General features: G+C 42.0%; 15 protein-coding genes. 10 read left to right on the top strand and 5 right to left on the bottom strand.

Annotation, left to right across the window (positions count from 1 at the left end; all coding sequences use genetic code 11):
* Positions 1 to 28 precede the first annotated feature (28 nt).
* Positions 29 to 688: a DNA-3-methyladenine glycosylase family protein gene (locus tag PSYCG_RS07255; RefSeq protein ID WP_020443605.1), complete on the top strand. Its 660-nt coding sequence runs from the start codon at positions 29 to 31 to the stop codon at positions 686 to 688.
* A 21-nt stretch (positions 689 to 709) separates the two neighbouring features.
* Here PSYCG_RS07255 and PSYCG_RS07260 read toward each other — a convergent pair whose 3' ends face one another.
* The gene (locus PSYCG_RS07260; RefSeq protein ID WP_051130965.1) at positions 710 to 2,656 is read right to left on the bottom strand and encodes a mechanosensitive ion channel family protein; all 1,947 of its coding nucleotides are present in this window, start codon (positions 2,654 to 2,656) and stop codon (positions 710 to 712) included.
* Between the two features lie 377 nt (positions 2,657 to 3,033).
* On the opposite strand from PSYCG_RS07260, the gene PSYCG_RS07265 reads away from it, so the two are divergent.
* From PSYCG_RS07265 to PSYCG_RS07300, 8 genes are all read left to right on the top strand, one after another.
* Positions 3,034 to 4,860, top strand: coding sequence for a TonB-dependent receptor plug domain-containing protein (locus PSYCG_RS07265; RefSeq protein ID WP_227500732.1), 1,827 nt, complete (start codon positions 3,034 to 3,036; stop codon positions 4,858 to 4,860).
* A 358-nt stretch (positions 4,861 to 5,218) separates the two neighbouring features.
* Complete coding sequence (ahcY, locus tag PSYCG_RS07270) at positions 5,219 to 6,643, top strand: adenosylhomocysteinase (protein WP_020443608.1); 1,425 nt, start codon at positions 5,219 to 5,221, stop codon at positions 6,641 to 6,643.
* A gap of 13 nt (positions 6,644 to 6,656) precedes the next feature.
* Positions 6,657 to 7,505 (top strand): methylenetetrahydrofolate reductase, encoded by an 849-nt coding sequence (locus PSYCG_RS07275; RefSeq protein ID WP_011513780.1) that lies wholly within the window; start codon positions 6,657 to 6,659, stop codon positions 7,503 to 7,505.
* A gap of 173 nt (positions 7,506 to 7,678) precedes the next feature.
* Positions 7,679 to 8,578: a 16S rRNA (uracil(1498)-N(3))-methyltransferase gene (locus PSYCG_RS07280; RefSeq protein ID WP_020443609.1), complete on the top strand. Its 900-nt coding sequence runs from the start codon at positions 7,679 to 7,681 to the stop codon at positions 8,576 to 8,578.
* A gap of 233 nt (positions 8,579 to 8,811) precedes the next feature.
* Positions 8,812 to 10,536, top strand: coding sequence for a putative bifunctional diguanylate cyclase/phosphodiesterase (locus PSYCG_RS07285; RefSeq protein ID WP_020443610.1), 1,725 nt, complete (start codon positions 8,812 to 8,814; stop codon positions 10,534 to 10,536).
* 330 nt (positions 10,537 to 10,866) lie between these two features.
* Positions 10,867 to 12,660: an acyl-CoA dehydrogenase C-terminal domain-containing protein gene (locus tag PSYCG_RS07290; protein WP_020443611.1), complete on the top strand. Its 1,794-nt coding sequence runs from the start codon at positions 10,867 to 10,869 to the stop codon at positions 12,658 to 12,660.
* A gap of 292 nt (positions 12,661 to 12,952) precedes the next feature.
* The gene (locus PSYCG_RS07295) at positions 12,953 to 14,737 is read left to right on the top strand and encodes an acyl-CoA dehydrogenase C-terminal domain-containing protein (protein ID WP_020443612.1); all 1,785 of its coding nucleotides are present in this window, start codon (positions 12,953 to 12,955) and stop codon (positions 14,735 to 14,737) included.
* A 367-nt stretch (positions 14,738 to 15,104) separates the two neighbouring features.
* Positions 15,105 to 17,585, top strand: coding sequence for a site-specific recombinase (locus PSYCG_RS07300; protein ID WP_020443613.1), 2,481 nt, complete (start codon positions 15,105 to 15,107; stop codon positions 17,583 to 17,585).
* A gap of 45 nt (positions 17,586 to 17,630) precedes the next feature.
* Here PSYCG_RS07300 and PSYCG_RS07305 read toward each other — a convergent pair whose 3' ends face one another.
* From PSYCG_RS07305 to PSYCG_RS07315, 3 genes are all read right to left on the bottom strand, one after another.
* A complete protein-coding gene (locus PSYCG_RS07305) occupies positions 17,631 to 18,473 on the bottom strand; it encodes a symmetrical bis(5'-nucleosyl)-tetraphosphatase (protein ID WP_020443614.1) in 843 nt (280 codons plus the stop codon).
* An 80-nt stretch (positions 18,474 to 18,553) separates the two neighbouring features.
* On the bottom strand, positions 18,554 to 19,417 hold the full coding sequence (gene rsmA, locus PSYCG_RS07310) for a 16S rRNA (adenine(1518)-N(6)/adenine(1519)-N(6))-dimethyltransferase RsmA (protein ID WP_020443615.1): 864 nt from the start codon (positions 19,415 to 19,417) through the stop codon (positions 18,554 to 18,556).
* Positions 19,418 to 19,747: 330 nt separating this feature from the next.
* Positions 19,748 to 20,173 (bottom strand): hypothetical protein, encoded by a 426-nt coding sequence (locus tag PSYCG_RS07315; protein ID WP_020443616.1) that lies wholly within the window; start codon positions 20,171 to 20,173, stop codon positions 19,748 to 19,750.
* 262 nt (positions 20,174 to 20,435) lie between these two features.
* Between PSYCG_RS07315 and PSYCG_RS07320 the strand changes: the two genes are divergently transcribed.
* Complete coding sequence (locus PSYCG_RS07320; protein ID WP_051130966.1) at positions 20,436 to 20,708, top strand: hypothetical protein; 273 nt, start codon at positions 20,436 to 20,438, stop codon at positions 20,706 to 20,708.
* Between the two features lie 184 nt (positions 20,709 to 20,892).
* Here PSYCG_RS07320 and pdxA read toward each other — a convergent pair whose 3' ends face one another.
* Entirely contained in the window at positions 20,893 to 22,002 is a 1,110-nt protein-coding gene (gene pdxA / locus PSYCG_RS07325; protein ID WP_020443618.1) for a 4-hydroxythreonine-4-phosphate dehydrogenase PdxA, read from the bottom strand.
* Positions 22,003 to 22,058 lie beyond the last annotated feature (56 nt).

Below are 22,058 nucleotides of genomic sequence, written 5' to 3' on the forward strand. Positions count from 1 at the left end.
AAATTTAATTATTTAGGGTAAGTCTCTCATGGACGTACAAAATACTGAAACAATAAAAACCGTTAAAACAATTGAAAATAATGAACAGCTAAAACTTCACATCGATGCACTTATTGCTATTGAACCAAAATTTGCTCCTATCTATGAGCAAGTAGGTGCTCCAGACTTAAGACGTAATACTGGCGGCTTTGAGCAGCTAATGAGAGCGATAGTTGGTCAACAGCTATCTGTAGCGGCGGCTTCCAGCATTTGGAAAAAACTGCTTGATGCTAACCTCACCTCACCGCAAACGATTATTCAGGTAGAAGACGATATATTGCGAACACAAGGGTTATCTAAGCAAAAAATTCGTTATACGCGCTCATTGGTTAAGCATGATATCGACTTTGAAGCATTAACCACCATAAGTGATAAAGAAGTACTTGAGATACTCACTGCCGTCGTTGGTATTGGCTGTTGGACGGCTGAAATGTACTTATTATTCTCTTTAGGACGAGCTGATGTACTGGCGGTCGATGACTTGGCGATTAAAGTCGCAGCGATGGATTTGCTAGGTCTAGCAGAACGTCCAACACCAAAACAATTAAAGATGGCGACCAAAGATTGGTCGCCACATCGGAGTGCTGCTAGCTTACTACTATGGTCACATTACGGCTGGCTAAATAATAGAAAAACAGTGCCTTTATAATAGGCTATCTTATTAAATGCTTCATACCTTAGGGAATCTAAAGCTCTTTTTAACCTGCTTGAACTTTAGTTTTGCTAAATTATAACCACGATTTTTATGAATGCGTTTGTATCTATTGCCGATCATATCCTTTTTTAAGCCATCTTTGGGTTTATCTGCAGTCTGCTCATCATCAACAGCATTCACATCTTTGCTTAAATTAACGGCTTCAGGCTTATCATCAGCAGCATTTTTTTTATCAGCTTTCTTGTCAACCGTCTCGCCTTCTTTACTTTCATGATCTAATTCAGCCTGAAGCTCTGGTTGCTTAACAATCAGCTGCTGTGTTGGCAGGGCATGCTCTACATCATACTTTCTAACTTGCATTAATAGATCAACAAATAACACGTCTTGTTTTTCATAAAATTCGATGATACCAGTGGCATTGATATAGGCTTGCAATTGAATAATATAACAATCTTGACGCAGCTCTAAGATATTGACTTGGTTCCATTCTTGATTGGTTAATTCATGCTCATCCAAAAACGTATCCAAGTGCTTGACCATCTTGAACACAACATCAATATCAGCGGTACGCTTGATATATAGCTGATGCAAAAAGCGGAACATATCACGCGAGGTAAAGTTTTCAATTTGCATCGATGAAAAATCGCCATTAGGTACTGTGACGATAGTGCGAGTCAAAGTACGCACGCGCGATGAGCGAATACCAATGTCAATAACAGTACCTTCATAGGTACCAAACTTGCAATAATCACCGATACGTACGGGCGAATCTGCCACTACTACCACACTACCGACTAAGTTTTCGATGGTCTTTTGCGCACCTAATGCTAACGCTAAACCACCGACACCTAATGCCGCAATACCCGTCGTTAAGTCAAAGCCCAAGTTACCAAAAGTGACGATGACTGCAAATATCAATAACAGTGCTTTGACGACTTTGCGTAGTAGCCCCAAAATTGAGACCCGTTCAGTATAGTTTTTCTTATAGCTTAAGTTCACTGCACGGGTAAATAATGCATCGATAATGCGTAATAACAACCACGTTATCGCCACCCACGAAGCAATCTCAGCGAAACGGTTGACAGGCTCGCGTAAGGTCACTGACACGCCCGCATAAACCATCACCTCAGATAAAATCAGCGCCATAATCACCACCGCTAGCGGCAATATTACTTTGTCTGGCAATGGTAGCGGCACATCACGGACACGAGGGTAAGTGATTTCTAATAAATGATACAGTAGCCATACTGCGATGTAGGTGAACAAAAAACTACTAATAGTCATCATTAAAGCGGCTACCAAATCAGCCAACTGATAACCAAAAAGCTTTTTTCCTTCTAAAGAATCAATGGTATAACGAGAAACCAAAGTCGGCTCATAGTTCTCTATCGCCTCTGGTATTGAGCTGAGTGTATCGGTAGAAAACTGCCAATATTGCTCACCTTCTTTTGACACCACTCTTTCAAGTAATAGAGGAATGCTGGCATCACTGACTTTGATGACACCTACATTTTCTTGGCTTGGCGGTAGCTGATCGGTCAAATTGCCTTCAGGCGTATTATTAATCTGTAGATCAGCCTGAAAACGACCACCTGCATCGAGGGCTTGCTTGAACTGTCGTACAATGGTTGTGGGATTATCAGATTTAGATAGATTTAAGTAATTACTCGCCAGCAAATAATCATTTTCCCCCAATGCTGCAATAAATCCTTGCACCGTATGCCGAGGCGTATCGCGTCCGAATGAATCAGGTATCGATGTGCCATCCCCTTCCTCAGTCTTAGTCCCACCCACACCCAGTATGCTCGTCTCAGCTGCCAACGCACTAGGCTGCGAGAGGATACTAAGTGCCATAGCAACGAGTAGTGTTATCACGATTAATGGTAACTTCATCAATGACATCGATAAAGATGGCACGGCAGTGGTATTCAGACGATGTTTAATAAACAAAACAAACCTCATGGCTTTATGAATGGCATAACGAAAAACGGGAAAAATCTGCCCTATAATAACAATTATGATGGTCAAAAATATCACTAGTGAACAAAAAAATGATAAATAGCTTGTCCCTTGCTTAAAACACTCAAAGATAGCTAATAGTGAATAATATTCACCCTATGATGAATAAACATTAGGTGAAAGTGGTTTATAAATGAGGTGCTTTTATAGATAATAACGCCATGTATTTTATTTATTACTTTTTGTAATTTTTAGCTGCTCAGATTTCACTTCTGTAACTTCTTTATTTGATTAATTTGGAATTCAACATGGTTTTATCACGTTCATCTTCAACCACTTATCTTCGGTTGTGTATTTTAAGCGCATTTGGCGCATTTGCTATGAGCGCTAACGCCGCTACTGACGTCAATGTCATCAGTGATAGCGAGCTACCACAAGTTGAGCTTGATAAAATTGTAGTCACCGCCACTCGTACACCGACTAAAACCAGCAATGTCATTGCTCAAACTCGCGTCATTGCTCAAGAAGACTTGAAACGCTTCCAAGGTCAAAATGCCCTTGATATCATCAAACGTCAGCCAGGTATCAGTCATTATACCAATGGCGGGCCTGGTACCACCTCAAACTTTTATATGCGTGGATATGATAATAAGCAAATATTGGTGCTTATTGATGGGGTACGCTATAGCTCAATTAGTGCTGGCGGCGCAACATTAAGCTTACTGCCTGCTGATCAAATCGATCGTATTGAAATATTATATGGTGCTTCTGGCTCTAGTATTTATGGTTCAGACGCAATCGGCGGCGTGATTCAAGTGTTTACTAAAGGCTCAAACATTGAAAAGAGTCAGGTTTCTATTACTGCAGGTGTAGGCTCACATAACGAATATCTATATGGCGCTAGTGCTCAACTTAACAGTGGCAATGGCACGACAATGAGTTTATCAGCCAGCCATAATGAGACGGATGGCATCAATGCGACCTTACCAAATGCCTATGGTTATAATAGCGATGATGACGGCTTTAAAAGCGATAACGTTAGCTTAGCGTTAACTCAGCGTATCAATGAGCAATGGTTAACCGGTGCAAGCGCCTTATATAGCAAATCGACCACAGATTATGACGATGGTGCAGCAAACGCCTATTCAAAACAAGAAAACGGTTCTGCGCAAGCTTTTGTTGATTGGCGTTATATGCCTGGTTCTTCTGTCAAATTACAGTATGGTCATTCTATTGATAAGAGTGATAACTACGGTAGCTTCCCTGGTGTTTTTGATACCAAACAAAATCAAGTTAGCCTGGTAGGTCAGCACAAGTTTCAAGTTGGTCAAGGCATATATGGCCTTGAATACCTTAACCAAGGGCTTGATAGTACTGCCTATACCGTTGATGACCGTGACGTGAAAAGCGCATTCTTAGGCTATCTATTGGCCAACAATCAATTCGATGCTCAAGCCAACGTGCGCTTTGATGACAACTCACAATATGGTGGTGAGACGACTTACAACCTAGGTGGTGCCTATCACATTAATCCTAACCTACGCGCTGGTGCCAACTACGCCAAAGGCTTTCGTGCGCCTACTTTTAATGACTTATACTATCCGGGTTCAGGTAATACTAATTTGAAACCTGAAACCAGCGATAACTATGAAGCTTTTGTTGAATACGATACTGTATTACAGTCGACACGTCTAACAGGCTATAACAACAAAGTTGATGATTTAATTGGCTATGTTGCAAAACCTACACCTGGCAATCCTTGGGGCGGTAGCAGTGAAAACGTTGATAGAGCTAAAATTGAAGGTATTACCTTAACTTCAGATTGGGTTGTTGATAGCTATTTATTTGGTGGTAGCTATGACTATCAGCAAGCAAAAAATGCCAGTGGCGGTGCGAGCGATGGTAATTTCCTTGCCATTCGTCCTGAACATAAAGGTCTGGTATATGCAGGTTACCGCTTACCAAGCTTAGATGTTCGTGCAGAATACCAATATGTTGGTGATTATTATAGTGGTGTCGCTAATACAGACTCACAGTTAGTCGACTCTTACGGTTTATTGAATATCAGTGGTAACTATAAACTCACTGATAATCTAGCTATGACTGCTCGTTTAAATAATATTGCGAATAAAAAATATATTACTCTACCGGGTTATAATACTGATGGTATTAACTTCTTCACCTCTTTAACCTATAATTGGTTCTAGGGTGATTTAGAATCACACTGAACTGGTATTATTCATTTAAATGAGAAAAGGTCATCCAACGATGGCCTTTTTTATGGATGTCAATCACATAAAACGATATTGCGTGTCATCACTACTTACCATTTATATCAGTCAATAGGTGACAAATTACACATCATCTATTACAATAATCACCCTCCGAGAGGTGTTGCACCATAATATCTGATCTTGCAAATAGGCTTTAGAGCCATGCTAATCAGTGGTTATGTTAGGCTCGGCAACTGTTGAATAATCTTTCTCATGATTGTTGACAGCGCAAATAACGGCACCTGCGTTATTATTCTTTTTATCATACATTAACCACTGATAGGAGCATATTATGGACGCAGTGTCTAACACCCCATCTGCCCATACGATCGATCCCTCTTTCACCGACTATAAAGTCGCCGACATCAGCCTTGCTGATTACGGCCGCCGTGAAATCACGCTTGCCGAAGCTGAAATGCCTGCCCTTATGGGGTTGCGTCGTCGCTACGAAGCCGATCAACCGCTTAAAGGCGCAAAAATCGCTGGCTGTATCCACATGACCATCCAAACCGCCGTACTTATCGAGACACTAGTCGCGTTAGGTGCTGAAGTACGTTGGACCTCATGTAACATCTTCTCAACTCAAGACCATGCTGCCGCGGCGATTGCTGCTGCTGGTATTTCTGTTTATGCTTGGAAAGGCGAAACCGAAGAAGAGTACGAGTGGTGCTTACGTCAACAAATCCACGTTGGCGGTGAAGAATCAGGTCAGCTTTGGGATGCTAACTTAATCTTGGATGATGGCGGTGATTTGACCGCATTGATTCATAATGATTATGCTGAATTGCTGGATAATATTCATGGTATTTCAGAAGAGACGACTACTGGTGTCCATCGTTTGATTGAAATGCTAAATAAAGGCACGCTTAAAGTACCCGCTATCAACGTCAATGACGCGGTTACTAAGTCTAAAAATGACAACAAATACGGCTGCCGTCATAGCTTAAATGACGCTATCAAACGTGCAACCGATATGTTCCTTGCCGGTCGCCGCGCCTTAGTTATCGGTTATGGTGATGTTGGTAAAGGCTCTACGCAAAGCTTACGTCAAGAAGGCATGATCGTACGTGTATCAGAAGTCGATCCTATCTGTGCCATGCAGGCATGTATGGATGGCTTTGAAGTATTGTCACCTTATATCAACGGCGATAACACCGGCGGCGCAGAAAACATCAACACGCGTCTGTTAGAAGATACCGACATGATTGTTACCACGACTGGTAACTACCATGTGTGTGACAGACATATGCTAGCAGCCCTTAAGCCTGGTGCAGTCGTTTGTAACATCGGTCATTTTGACACCGAAATTGACACCCAATTCATGCGTGATAACTGGCGCTGGGTTGAGATTAAGCCACAAGTGCATCAAATCTTCCGCTCAGACGATGAAAACGATTATTTGATTCTGCTTGCTGAAGGTCGTTTAGTGAACTTGGGTAATGCTACTGGTCATCCATCACGCGTGATGGACGGCTCTTTTGCTAACCAAGTATTGGCGCAAATGTATCTGTATGAAGAAAAATTTGCTGACTTGCCAGCTGATACACGTACTGACAACTTATACGTCAAAGTTTTACCGAAAAAGCTAGACGAAGAAGTTGCCGCTGCGATGGTTGCTGGCTTTAATGGTACGTTGACTAAGCTGACTGAAAAACAAGCTAAGTATTTAGGCGTACCTGTTGAAGGTCCATTTAAGCCTGACGCTTATAAATACTAAAAGGAGCCAGACTGTGACTAAGCCTGCTTTCTCCTTTGAGTTTTTCCCAGCCAAAACCGAGCAAGGACACGAAAAGCTCCTCAGCACTTATGATGAGCTGAATAAGCTGTCACCTGCGTACTTTTCGGTGACCTATGGTGCTGGTGGTTCAACTCGTAGCCGCACTTTAGATATCGTCCAAGCCTTATGCGCGCGCGGTGAGACTGATATTGCGCCGCATATGTCTTGTATTGGCGATGATAAAAGTGAAATTGCCGAGTTACTTGAGCATTACAAAAGCTTGGGCATCAAACGTTTGGTCGCATTACGTGGCGATTTGCCTTCAGGTCAAGTAGGCATGGGTGAGCTGCCGTTTGCATTAGATTTGGTCAAGTTCATCCGTGAGCATTCGGGCGATCATTTCCATATCGAAGTAGCCGCCTATCCTGAAATGCATCCACAAGCGCGTAGCTTTAAGCTTGATGTCGACAACTTGGTCAATAAATATCAAGCTGGCGCCAATGCTTCGATTACCCAGTTTTTCTACAACGCTGATAGCTACTTGTATCTGCGCGAGAGCTTAGAAAAACGCGGTATTGATACTGTAGCACAGCCATTGGTTGCTGGCATTATGCCCATCACCAACTCTAGCAATCTGATGCGTTTTGCTGACAGCTGTGGCGCCGATATCCCACGTTATGTGCGTAAGCAGTTGGCTGACTTTGGTGATGATAGTAAGGCGATTCGCGAGTTTGGCTTTGAAGTGGTCTACCGTTTATGCGAGCGTTTAATTAGCGAGGGCGTACCTGCCATGCATTTTTATAGCATGAATAAGGTTGAGCCAAATAAGCGCTTAATTGAAGCCTTAGGTTTGATTGCTTAAATATTTACCGAATGTATTACTTAATGACTGGCGTTCCTAGGAGCGCCAGTCTTTTTTGGTATGGGAATTGCAGTTATGCGAATTCCATTATTGACAATCCCTTTACCCACTCAAATGATATTCTGCTAAGATATTGAAAAATATCATGACCCTCATTATAGGAATAAGTAATTTTGCGACGTTTCTTTTATGCCACTAATAGCAACATTAGTAATGACGTTACCAATGAAAAGGCTGCGACCTACCCTCAGCTTAGCACCTTGCCTATCGGTGCCAGCGTCGAATTAACTGAAAGTATCGTCCATCATTGGTGCCGTGTATTACGAGCAACTATTGGTGACCAAGGTGTTTTGTTTGATGGCTTTGGCGGTGAATATCAGGTACAGCTACTGACCATCAGTAAAAAAAACGCGACTGTGACCCTGCTTTCTCACACAAATAATGATAATAGTGCACCAATATTTACCAAAATTGGGCTGGTAATGAGTCGTGGCGAACGGATGGATTATGCCATTCAAAAATCTACCGAACTTGGCGTCACTGCCATCCAATTGCTAAGCAGTCATCATGGTGAAGTCAATCTAAAACCTACCCAAATTGAAAAAAAACTGGCACATTGGCAGCAAGTTGCCATTGCCGCGTGTGAGCAATGCGGTCTTAACCGTCCACCGCTTATTATTGCGCCTATTCCCATTAACGATTGGCTTAAGCCTATCACAACGACCACGCCTGTGAAGATAGAAGCGACTATCAGCTCTATGTTTACCACCCTTAGTCAGGATGCTTATTATCAAGTATTACAACGACCCGCTGATTTGCGTCTACAGCTTAGTGTACCAGCGGCAGGACAACCTGCTATGCCTGATTCGCTACTGACTGTATTACAGCAACCAGTGCCTTATATTGAATTGTTGATTGGTCCTGAAGGTGGCCTAAGTACTGACGAATGCGCTCAAGCAGCAGACGTTGGTTTTGAGCCTTGGCAAATTGGCGCGAGGGTGTTACGAACAGAAACTGCCCCAGTGGTCGCCTTGGCAACATTGCAGGCACTGTTGCCATGTGTCAATCCTTAGTAGCAGTACAAAGCGTCATATAGTCAGTTCACAATAAAAAATACAAATGAAATAGCGTTTTACTGAGACAAATTTCGCTTGCTGTGTACTATGCGTATGAGCACCACAGTCTTCAAAAATTTATCCTAGTAGCACTGTATCTTTTTAAACTGCACTAATTACATTAAAACAGCGCTAATTGCCAATACGAAAAGCTCTCTTTATTGATTTACCTCTATTTTATGAGTTCATTTATGACTGCTTTTACACCAATGCCACTGGCGGATAAACAGCAACTATTGGTCAAACTTTGTGAACAATATGAAGATGCTATCTTTATATTGGATGCAAATTTGTATTATTTATCGGTCAATGCGACTTATGAGCGCATGATCGGTTATACGGAAGATTTTTTACTTGGGCGTCCGCTTGGTATATACGCGGCTGAATTTTTATCAGAAGAAGAAAGATCTATTCTAGTAGATATTGCTGAACACTTAGACAGTCAAGGTTTTTATGAAAGCGACTTTTCAATGCCAAATCGCTACGGAGAGCTTCTAGATTGTTATATGACCTATCGAAAAATAAAAATAGGTCATACTATTTATTACGTTGGTATGGTTAGAGATATGTCTGCCGTGGTAAAAAATAAAAAACAAGTAGCACACTTGTTAAACTACGACCAATTAACTGAACTGCCTAACCGCAAAGTATTTTTGAGCCAAACTAGCGACTTGTTACTGGATAGCTATCAAGAAGTTATCATTGTACGTTTAAATATTGATCGCTATCGCAGCCTTGCAAGCTTACTGGGTCCCGATGGTATCAATAGCTTAATAAAAAAATTTGTGACACGCATCAAAGACCTAAAACTCGGTTGTTTGCGCTGTTTCTCTCATTTTGGCGGTGATGATTTTGCTTTACTGTTTGAGTGTAGTGATGCCAATATGGTGCGCCATCAACTAGATATTTTAATGCAAATGTGTGAGCGTCCTTTCTTTATTAGTGATAATGGAGCCACAAATACCGAGGTGTATTGTCATGTCTCTGTCGGGGTCAGTTACTATCCTGAAAATGATAATGAGTTTATCGGCTTATTAACCAAAGCTGAAAGAGCATTAAATTATGTCAAGCAGCAAGGTGGCGACGATGTCTTTTGGTATAACAACTCCCTTCTTGAGCTCAATGCTGATCATTTACAATTAGAATATGAGCTTAAAAGAGCCACTAACGAAGGTCAGTTTGTCGCCTATTATCAACCCAAATTCGCCCTAGATACAGGTGATATTTCAGGCTTTGAAGCTTTGGTACGCTGGCAGCATCCCATTCGCGGATTGCTGCAACCTATTGATTTTATTGATGCCATTCTCTCTCACAAATTATCGCTTGAGTTGTTCTCTCAAGTGGCAACCCAAATCGCTGAACAATTAACCATTTGGCAAAAACTTGGCTTTGACCAACATATCTGTATCAATGCCGATGCCGCTGAATTCAGCAATCCAGAATTTTTTGATGTGGTCAGTAATTTACTGGCACAGCATCAAATTGCCGCGCACCAATTACATATTGAGGTGACAGAATCTTCTTTGATGAAGCGCCACTCTAATGTTAAAGAACAGCTAAATTCGTTAAAAGCGCTAGGGGTTTGCTTGGCTTTAGATGACTTTGGTACCGGCTATGCTTCTTTGAGTTATCTGCAAGAATATCCCTTTGACTTCATTAAAATCGATAAAAGTTTCATCTCTAAAATTACCGCAGACAAAACTCAACGTGCCATTGTTAACGCTATTTTGGCATTAGCAGAAGCACTGGATATGCAGGTCATCGCAGAAGGTATCGAAAACGAGCAACAGCGCGATTTACTCTTGGCTATGGGTTGCCAGTATGGTCAAGGCTATTGGTTTGGCAAACCTATGTCTGCTGAAGTTACAACCAACATGTTAATGCAACAACATTTATCCAAAAATAACAATGACTAGAGAGCGAGTATAAAACACCCTCATACCGTTCCTCTACCATATCGATAAACGTGCTTAGCGTGTAGGCTATATTGTACATAGGATGCAAGATAGGTTGATGACTTATCAGTATTGTCTACAAACTTGTATATTTTCCAGTGAACGCCTATCTTTTACCAAGAATTTACAGATACGGTCTTAATTCTTTTCTCAATGTTATTTCATATGATCGGTATCGTTGTTTGTTAATAATGCAGACACACTCCATGCCAGCAAGATACTAGCAACTCAGACTTACAACAACAGTCGTCCCATCGCTGTCGGTCATACACCAAAAAAGGACAGGAAGTTATGCAATACAAAGCACCCTTACGTGATATCCAATTCGTGATGCATGAGTTACTTGACAGCGAAAGCCATTATAAAACTTTACCAGCGTTCCAAGAAGCAGATCGTGAGCTAATGGACAGTCTGTTTGAGATGGCGGCAAGCTTTGCTGAAAATGAGCTATCACCATTGAATCAAAGTGGTGACGCTGAAGGCTGCCAGTTTGACAATGGTCAAGTGACGACGCCAAAAGGCTTTAAAGAAGCATACAAAGCGTATTGTGAGCTTGGCTTCCCAGCCTTATCTGCTGAAGAAGACTTCGGCGGTCAAAACATGCCGTTTTCATTATCGACAGTCATTAATGAAATGGTTGGTACGGCTAACTGGTCATTCTCTATGTACCCTGGTTTATCTCATGGTGCCATTCAAACCATCGAGCATCACGGTACAGACGAGCAAAAACAAACCTACCTAGAAAAAATGGTCAGCGGCGAATGGTCAGGCACCATGTGCTTGACTGAAGCACATGCAGGTTCTGATTTGGGTATTATCCGCACCAAAGCCGAGCCTAAAGAAGATGGCAGCTATAGCATCACTGGTCAAAAAATCTTTATTTCAGCTGGTGAGCATGACTTAACGGACAATATCATTCACATTGTATTGGCTCGTCTACCAGGCGCGCCTGCTGGTACAAAAGGCATTTCATTGTTTATCGTTCCTAAGGTAACGGTCAACGAAGATGGTAGCCTAGGTGAAAACAATAACGTCGTTTGTGGCTCTATCGAGCACAAAATGGGCATCAAAGCTTCAGCCACTTGCGTGATGAACTTTGATGGCGCAACAGGTTATCTGATTGGCCCTGAAAACCGTGGTCTACAGTGCATGTTTACCTTTATGAACGTGGCACGTATTGGTACCGCAGTTCAAGGTTTAACAGCAGCAGAATATGCATTCCAAGGCTCATTGACTTATGCCAAAGATCGCTTAGCAATGCGTTCATTATCTGGTGTCAAAGCCCCTGAAAAAGTAGCTGACCCTATCATTGTACATCCAGCGGTTCGTAACATGCTGTTGACTGAAAAAGCCTTTGCTGAAGGTGGCCGTGCTTTAGTCTATTACCTCTCACATTTTGCCGATACTGTCGCAAAAGGCGAAGGCGATGCGCTTAAATTTGCTGACCAAATGTTGTCACTATTGACACCAATTGCTAAAGCATTCTTGACTGAAACCGGTCTAGAAGCCGCTAACCATGGCGTACAGGTTTATGGTGGTCATGGCTTTATCAGCGAATGGGGTATGGAGCAAAACGTGCGTGATACACGTATTGCATGTCTTTACGAAGGTACTACTGAAATCCAAGCACTCGATCTACTAGGTCGTAAAGTATTGGGCTCACAAGGCAAGCTGCTAGCAAACTTCGTCAAAATCATTCAGACATTCTGTGAAGAAAACAAAGAAAACGATGAGATGGGTCAATTCATTCGCCCACTTGCCAAACATCTAAAAGAATGGGGTGATTTGACTGCACGCATCGGTATGCAAGCCACTGAAAACTCAGATGCGGTTGGCGGCGCTGCGGTCGATTATATGTATTTTAGCGGCTATGTGACGCTAGCCTACTTATGGGCACGCATGGCATTAGTGGCACAAACTGAACTTGCTAACGGTAGTAGCGAACAAGCATTCTACGATGCGAAAGTCAAAACCGCGCAGTTCTATTTTGCCAAACTGTTGCCACGTACCACCACTCACGTACAGCGTATCAGCACTGGTGTTGAGCCGTATATGAGCATGGATGTTGATCAATTTGCGTTTTAATTAACACCACAAAATATTGATCGATCATTTTTGTGTAGCGCTAAATAATGTATTTTCTATCGGCAACATACCAAGGTGTGTTGCCGATTTTATTTACTACCACTTAAAATCTGCCATAGTCATTTTTTAAATAAAATAATCCATACTTTTGGTGTACGCATAATTCACGAACAAATACACCCGTGCGCAAGCTAATTTGCTAAACTTTAATAATGAATATTAAGCCCAACTCAAAAGATCTCTTATAAATTTGTTCAACTCACTTTTATTTATTTGAACCAAAGGAATGTTTATGGCTGTTTATAATGCCCCTCTTAATGACATGCGCTTTATCTTAAATGATGTGTTTAACGCGCCTAAATTTTGGCAAAACAACGAAAACTTAGCTCATGTCGATATGGAAACGGTCGATATGATTTTGGAAGAAATGGCAAAACTGACAAAAAACGTTTTGTTACCTATCAACCGTAGCGGTGATGAAGAAGGCGCAACCTTCCAAGGTGATGGCATCGTTACGACTCCAACTGGCTTTAAAGAAGCTTATAAGCAGTATGCTGAATCTGGCTGGGTCGGCTTAAGTGGTAATTCTGAATACGGTGGTCAAGGTTTCCCAAAAATGGTGACCATGCTGACTGAAGAAATGGTTTTTACCGCCAACCAATCATTCGCTCTCTACCCTAATCTGACCGTTGGTGCAACACTGTGCCTAAACGCGGCTGCCTCTGAAGAGCAAAAGCAAACTTACTTAGAGAAAATGTACAACGGCGAATGGGCTGGCACCATGTGCTTGACAGAGCCACATGCTGGTACTGACTTGGGTATCATCAAAACCAAAGCTATCCCTAATGATGATGGCAGCTATGATATCTCTGGTACCAAAATCTTTATCACTGGCGGTGAGCATGACCTAACTGACAATATCATTCATCTGGTACTGGCAAAAACACCGAATGCACCAGAAGGCTCAAAAGGTATCTCACTATTTGTCGTACCGAAATTCTTGGTCAATGAAGATGGCAGCTTAGGCGAGCGCAATACCTTAGCAGTCGGCTCTATCGAGCATAAAATGGGTATCAAAGCCTCTGCCACTTGTGTGATGAACTTTGACAGCGCCAAAGGCTGGATGGTTGGTGCCGAAAACACTGGTTTGTCATCGATGTTTATCATGATGAACTATGAGCGTGTCACCATGGGTCTACAAGGGCTTGGTGGTTCTGAGCTTGCTTATCAAAATGCGGCGTTATATGCCAATGACCGTGGTCAAGGTCGTAGCGATACCCAACTGCAAAGCCCAGAAAAACCAGCGGATGCCATCATTCATCATGCCGATGTACGCCGTATGCTATTAAATGCCAAAGCCAACACTGAAGCGTCACGTTGCTTTGCGATGTACGTTGCCAAAAACCTTGATGAAGAGAAGTTTAGTACTGATCCAGAGGCCGCTCAAGCTGCTGCCGCACGTGTTGCACTATTGACGCCCGTGGCTAAAGCATTCTTGACCGACAAAGCACTAGAAGCCACTATTGATTGCCAGCAAGTATTTGGCGGTCATGGCTATATACGTGAATGGGGTATGGAGCAAATCGTTCGTGATACGCGTATCGCCCAGATCTATGAAGGTACCAATGGTATTCAAGCGCTTGATTTACTAGGTCGTAAAGTGGCGAAAAATAACGGCAAATACGTTACCCATTTCTTAGGTGAAATTCGTGATTTTGTCAATAATATGCAAGCAGATCATGGTATCAAGCAAGCGACGCTAGATGCTGCCGATACAATTGAAGCACTAACCACAACGGTGCTCAATAATATTGGTGAGCGTAAGAATGAAATTAACGGCTGTGCGGTTGATTATATGCATGCCTTTGGTTACCTAGCCTACTCGTATATGTTTGCGTTGATGGTTGAAGCGGCTGATGGTAAAGAAGGTGAGTTTTATACCAATAAAGCCAAGCTTGCTGATTATTTCGTTGGTCGTATCTTGCCACGTATCGATGCCCATGCTCAGATGGTTGAAGCTGGTAGTGATCCGATGATGAACTTTGACCTGAATTACTTTGACGTACCTGCTAGCTAATTGGTTACTTTTATAATAAAGTAAGCCTTGCCGCACTATGATAAAGGGGACAGTCACGCTACTGTCCCTTTTTTTGCCAAAAATATCTTCATAAAATTGACACAATAGTCATCAAAATACCTGCTAACAAAATAGTTGACTATTGATGAGCCGTTACGATTAAAATAACGCAAAACCAAATGCCTTAAACTTAATAGAAATATACTAAAACTTATAAATGAGGGCGCAGTAAATTAACAAGCGGTAAATTAATAAAGATATGTATCGCCACAGTGATAATTACAGCCAGTCACTAAAAGAAGAAGATGTCTTATTTCACATACTACATAATAACGATGATTGAAATAACTACCATAAGGGATACGATGTGTCAGAGATAAAACACATTTTACAACAGATTACTGCCTTAAGTGATGTACCAGATCCCGCGGTACTTAAGCGCTTAATCGATGAGCTACGAGTAAGTGATAAAGAGCCTACTTTAGCCAATCAGAATATTCAAAATCTTATTGAAGTTTTACGTCAGCATCCAGAATATGGCGATGGGCTGTCGAGTTTTGTCTTAAAACTTATTATCGAATACCGCCAGATCGCTCTTTATACCGACACTGGCATTATGTCAGATCAGGGTTTCTTTTACAGTTTGCGCCGTTTGATTGGTCATCGTTTTTTGCCACTACTGCCACAAGAAGATTCTGTCGTAGAATTGGTTGGTTATTTATTTGATAAACGCTCTGATGAGCGCTGGCTTGCCCATATTGAAAAAGAAAAATGGGATGAGCTGGTCGGGCTGCTCAAAGTCCATGAGCAGCATCTAAACTTAGTCGCGACGGCAAAAAACAGTATTTTGAACGCGATTATCATTTTATCGTATCGTATCAGCGGTATTGGCTTACATCCAGACTTGATGGAATCTTACCCACAAATGCTGAATTATTCAGCGTCGTTTGTGGCACAAAATCAAGAAGCAGTCTTGTACGTCAATCAGTACCGAGAAGCACATGAGCTCGACACCTTAACCGATATCATTCCCGAAAAAGCCGTGGATCCAGCGCCTCTATTGGTCATGATTGAGCAATGCGAAGACATCGTTGCCACCATACGCAAGCGCATTTACAAAACCGGTATCTCTATTCGCCTAACCAACATGATGCTACGATTAGATCAAAGCTTACAGCGCATGCGTATATTGACTGAGCTGGTAGCAAACAACTACGATAAGCGCGATCGGGCAATAATTGAGTTGATTCAAGCGCTGATTACGACTGCCAGTCATCGTTATAGTATTGGCTATTTGATTGACAATAATACTAAGCTGCTATCGCGAAAAGTCACTGAAAACGCCAGCCGCGTTGGCGAACATTATATTAGTACTGATAAATCTGGTTATCAGAAGATGTTTAAAAAAGCCTCTATCGGTGGCTTTATCATTGCTTTTATGGCGACGACTAAGATATTGGCATACCACTTAGCTCTCGCACCAATGGGTCGCGCCTTTGTCAATAGTATGATTTATGGTTTGGGCTTTGTTTTCATCCATATCGTCCATGGTACAGTCGCTACCAAACAGCCTGCCATGACAGCGGCAGCTATCGCCTCAACCATATCAGACAGCTCGGGTAAAAAGTCCCATCAGTTAAATAAGCTGTCTGAATTGGTGGTCGATATTTTACGCACCCAGTTTATTGCCATCATGGGTAATATTATGATGGCTATACCAGTTGCCTTGATCATCTCTTTTGCTTGGTTGCAATATACTGGCGCGCCGATGATTGATACCGATAAAGCGGCTCACCTACTTCATGATCTCGACCCTTTTCGCTCACTAGCTTTGCCACATGCTGCCATTGCTGGGGTATATTTATTCTTATCGGGTCTGATTGCTGGCTATTATGATAATTTGGCGGTCTACAACCAGATAGGCGCCCGTATTCAGCGTCATAAGCTATTACAGTATTTATTGCCCAAAGCATGGCTACAACGTTTAGGCGGCTTTATAGAAGCCAATCTTGGTGCCATCATGGGCAACTTTATCTTTGGGGTTTTCCTAGGAAGTACTGCAACGATTGGTTTCTTATTTGGCTTACCAATTGATATTCGCCATATTGCCTTTGCTTCAGCGAACTTGGCTCATGGCTTATTTAATATGTCGTCCAATCAGCTAGAGTGGCAAGTGGTGCTGCTTTCTGTCTTTGGCGTCTTACTTATCGGTATGGTCAACTTGATCGTCAGTTTCTCACTGGCACTTCTTGTCGCTTTACGCTCAAAAGAGGTAAAATTCGTTGATTGGAGTCGCTTAACTAAGCAACTCTTCAGCCACTTAATGACGCATCCTTCTGACTTTTTTTGGCCACGCGACAAACCGATGAAGTATGCCCGTATTGATAGCCAAGGTCAGATGATTTTCGATGATACCGCCCCACAAAATAGCAATCAGCCACTTCCCAAAAACTATGTGGTAAGGCGCTTATCTGATGTCAAAGTGCTCCCAAAAGCCTTGCAGAAGAAGACAGAAGGACAGCAGGCGGTCACTGATATACATTATACTAATCCATCTGCAGAGCATCAGCTGAGTCCTGAACTAAATAGCCGCGAAGCTCATATTACCATCAATAAACCAGCCATGAATAAAACCATTGAGCTTGATGATGGTCTGACAGAGGAAGCACTTAGCAACGTCCCTTATAGTCAGGATATTCAATATGATAAGACACATGCTGCGTTTGATGAGAATAATCAGACGGTATCTGATGCGATTAGTCAAGACAGCACTGCTGATAACAAAGTTGCAGGCGACGCCAAAACGCCACTACCTAAACCAAAAAAGCCACCAAATCTACCCAGTTAATGGGTTAATTTGATGGCTTTATTGGTTTTTGGAATCACTAAAAAATTAAGAAGATATCTGCAAGCACTGCGCACTTGACGTGATGGTCTTGCCATCACTTAAGCGATAGGCTAGCAAATGATTACCCCAAACACAGCCACCATCTAGTGCACGAGCATAAGGCAGATCAACTTCACCTTTGAGCGCGGCCCAATGCCCAAATAACACCTTACGAGTGCGCGGCACTTGCCATTCAAACCAAGGCAAAAAATCCTCTGGCATGCGCTCATCTAGCCCTGAGGTAAAGCTAAATTCAAGCAGCCCATCCTGCTGACATAAGCGCATGCGAGTAAAATAATTGGCAATCGCTCGCATTTTCGTAAATCCATGAATGTCTGCATGCCAATTATCTGCCGTCTTGCTATAGAGATTTGGCAACAATCTATCAAGCTGTTTTAAATGACTGCGCAACTGCGACTCTAACTGATGTGCATACTTTTCGGCGTCTTCAATACTCCAGTGCGGCGGAATACCGGCATGCACCAGCACCGTATGCTTATCAGGATAAACCAATAATGGCTGATGACGTAGCCACTCTAGCAACTCATCACAATCATCGGCTGCAAAAATCGGTGCCGTTTTGTCTTTTTTCTTAATTTTCGTCGCCCCACGCCAAACGGCTAGCAAATTGATATCATGATTGCCAAGTACGGTCGCGGCTGCCCCTTGCTCACACAAATCTTTGACATGACGCAAGGTATTTAAAGAGTCCTCGCCGCGTGCCACTAAGTCGCCTGCAAACCATAATTTATCTTGCTCAGGATCAAAATCCAATATTTTAAGTAGCTGAAGATACGCAGCATAGCAGCCTTGCAAATCACCGATGACATACTGATGACGATAACTCATAAGCTCTCAATCTTTCTTGTGGATATTGTAGATACTACTTAGCAATCAATGATATCTGCGGTATGAATAGCACTGATAAATCAGCCTTCTACTTTACGCGCTTGATTGCTCAAATTGACAAAATCTTTCACGCTTAAGGTTTCAGGACGGGCTTGTGGATCAATGGCGCAAGCTGCAAAATCGTCTTCGCTCAACGTCGGCAATAACGTTGATTTTTTGAATATAGCGCGCAACGTTTTACGGCGATGATTAAAGGTTTCGCGCACTACCAATGCAAAATACTCTTCATCTTCTGCCACGACTGGCTTAATAATGTGCGGCGTCAGACGAAATACGGCACTGGTCACTTTTGGCGGCGGATTAAAAGCACCACGTGGTACGGTGAGCAAATAATCCGTATGGCAGTGATACTGCATAATGACCGATAGGCGACCATAGGTTTTGCTACCGACATCAGCGGTGATACGTTCAACCACTTCTTTTTGCAGCATAAAGTGCATGTCTTCAATCACATCGGCATAGCTGAGTAAGTGAAAGAGTATGGGCGTTGAGATGTTATACGGTAGATTACCCACCACGCGTAATTTGCCGCGCTCATCGCTATAAAGCTCCCGATAATCCACATGCATGGCATTGTCTTTGATAATCTCAAAATTTGAGTGACTATTAGCCCCGATACGAATACGCAAGCTATCTGCCAAATCACGATCCAACTCGACTACAGTCATCGCATCTACTTCTGCCAATAGCGGCTCAGTTAATGCGCCCATTCCTGGCCCAATCTCAATCAAATTGTCATCACGCTCTAAGCGAATGCTCTCAACAATCTCACGGATAACACTACGGTCATGTAAGAAGTTTTGACCAAAGCGTTTACGCGGTTGGTGTTTGGCAGCACGTAGGCTGTTAGTAATAGATTGAGCATCAAATGTAGTTTTTGACATAGAATAGTCTTAATGAGTAAGAGGTAAAAGTGAGCAATGACGATAAAATGAGTGTTTTATTGGGATGAATTATATCACAGCTTATTATTTGACTGTGTTTTTGAGATATTTGATCTATAAACTACCCATACCTTGGCGCAACCAACACAGTAGCTTTTTGTTCTAAACCATTTGATATAATACGGTACCCTAGTGAGGACTTGAATGTTTGGCTGTATGCTAATAATATCAACGGTTTGTTTGTTTATTTCATTGTAATGTACTTCACAGTGTACTTGTCGGGCGATGCAAGGTTACTTGAGTAAGATGGTATCTAGACCAGAATAGTTGTTATATTAAGTTGTAATTATAAATCCTAACTTCTTCTATAATGGAGTCGGGATCTTCTTCAAGCTCTAAACCACCAGCTACGAAGTATATCCCTTCAATGAACTGTCCTTCGTTATCAGCAAGATAATGTATATCTTCAGCATCGTCCAAAACTAAGGCATGATCTATATCACCAATACGGCTACCAATTTTAATGTTACCTTCAAAAACATCACCTTTATAACCAGCACCAGCGCTAATATCGCATAGAGTTCCTTTTTCAGTAAAGCCTAACTCTAGTTTGGGTTCTGAAAAATATATTGTATACCCGTTATTATTTGGTATCTCAAAAAGTAAGACGCCTGTATTGTCTAAGGCTAAATCAACCGTCCATTCCTTAATATTTCCATCAACTGTCTTATCGATAAAATGAAGAAAGCTTTCCAATTTTTCACCTAGTGTGAACCCTGCTAAGGATTACCAATCTCTGCTTTAGCATGTATATCCAAATGAGCCATTTATTTAATTAACCTTATATTGACTAATAAGCTTTGTAAGCCTGAAAATAGTATTAAATCGTGATCGGTGCGCTATACAGGAGTCGAACTGCTAGCACTATATATAAATTTAACAAAGACGAAATTACTGGCATAGTTTAGACAATCTGACATCTAATAAATAGGAGTACCTGAAAGTGGAGATAAAACTGATGCCTGAGTATGAATGTTTTCCATTATGGGGGTACATAGATAACGAGTTAAACAATATTGATCCAGATGGTTTAAAAATAAGCCGAAACTTAAAGAGTGATTTAAGTCACTGGGCAAATAAGTACGAATCTACATATTTGAAAAAAAATCCTGTAGCTTCTGGATTCTTAAGTAGTTCTGAAGAAAAAGAGTTCATTGAAGAAGGTTGTATTTTGAGAGATAGATTACAGTCTGAGTTAGGCTCTAACTACGAAATATCCCTACAGCTGTGAGTTAATTTAAGGCATACCCCAAGGGAACCAGATATTTCACCCTTCAAGCCTATTAACAGACCACTTAAAACAGACTGCTATAATGGAACCACTTATATTAGGGCGTGCTTGATGATTCATAAATAGGCATGATTGATACAAAAGTTGCCCAATATTGCGTGATAAACTTCACTAAGGCATCGACTTATGCAAGAGGTCTATTAATAAGCGATTTATCGGCCATCTCATTTGCCATGATGAGTGCTTGGTATAGGCTGGTTGCACTAGCGCCGCCGCGTCCTGCTAAATCAAGCGCGGTACCGTGATCGACAGAAGTCCGAATATAGGGCAGCCCCAAGGTCAAATTGACCGTATCGCCAAAACCATGTGACTTGAGTACAGGCAACCCTTGGTCGTGATACATGGCAATCACTGCATCGCAGTTGGCTAAATGTCTCGGCGTGAATAAAGTATCCGCTGGCATCGCCTCTGATATATCTATTCCAATATTGATAAATTCTTGCAGCACTGGATTGATAATCTCAATCTCCTCAATGCCCAAATGCCCGCCCTCGCCCGCATGCGGATTTAGACCGCAAACTAAGATACGCGGCTGCGTCAAGCCAAATTTCTCACACATATCATCGATAACAATTTGCACTGTTTGGCGTACGTTATCGGCAGTGATGGCTGCAGGGATATCTTTTAATGCCAAGTGCGTTGTAACAAGTGCCACTTTCATGGCTTCATTAGCAAGCATCATGACGACTTTATCACAGCCACTTTGCTGCATAAAAAATTCCGTATGACCGCTGAACATCGTGCCATCTAACAGTTTGATATCAGCCTCTATCAATGCAGATTTTTGTAGTGGTCCGGTGACGATAGCGGCGACTGTTTTGTTGGCTGCCAGTTTATGCGCTATTTCCAACTGCGTAACCACCATTGCAGAGTTATTGATATCAATTTTCCCACAAGCGACGGGCGCAGCACAGGGAATATTTAATAAGATAAAAGCATTATCATTATTAATAGCGCCACTGTTAATACTCTGCTGGGACATTCGATTTAAAAAATCATCGTCTTCTATAATTGCCTCATTTGCATTGATCGTTTTCCAAGGTGGGCAGCTTTTTAATATGCCCGCAGCAATGAGCTCATCGGCACGTTTTTGCATTGCCTTGCTATCTGCCGTGACCCAAACTGGACGATCAAAATCCTGTAACTTACCCTCAGCCGCTAGCAGCAGTACGATATCCATACCAATACCCGCAGGTTCACCAGTCGTGATTAATAATGGCAATTTTTCTTGCATAGCACTAACATCCTATTATTATATTAAGAAGCTGATTCTATTGTATTTTTTATGAT

Origin of the sequence: Psychrobacter sp. G, from assembly GCF_000418305.1 — a bacterium.
GTDB classification, from domain to species: domain Bacteria; phylum Pseudomonadota; class Gammaproteobacteria; order Pseudomonadales; family Moraxellaceae; genus Psychrobacter; species Psychrobacter cryohalolentis.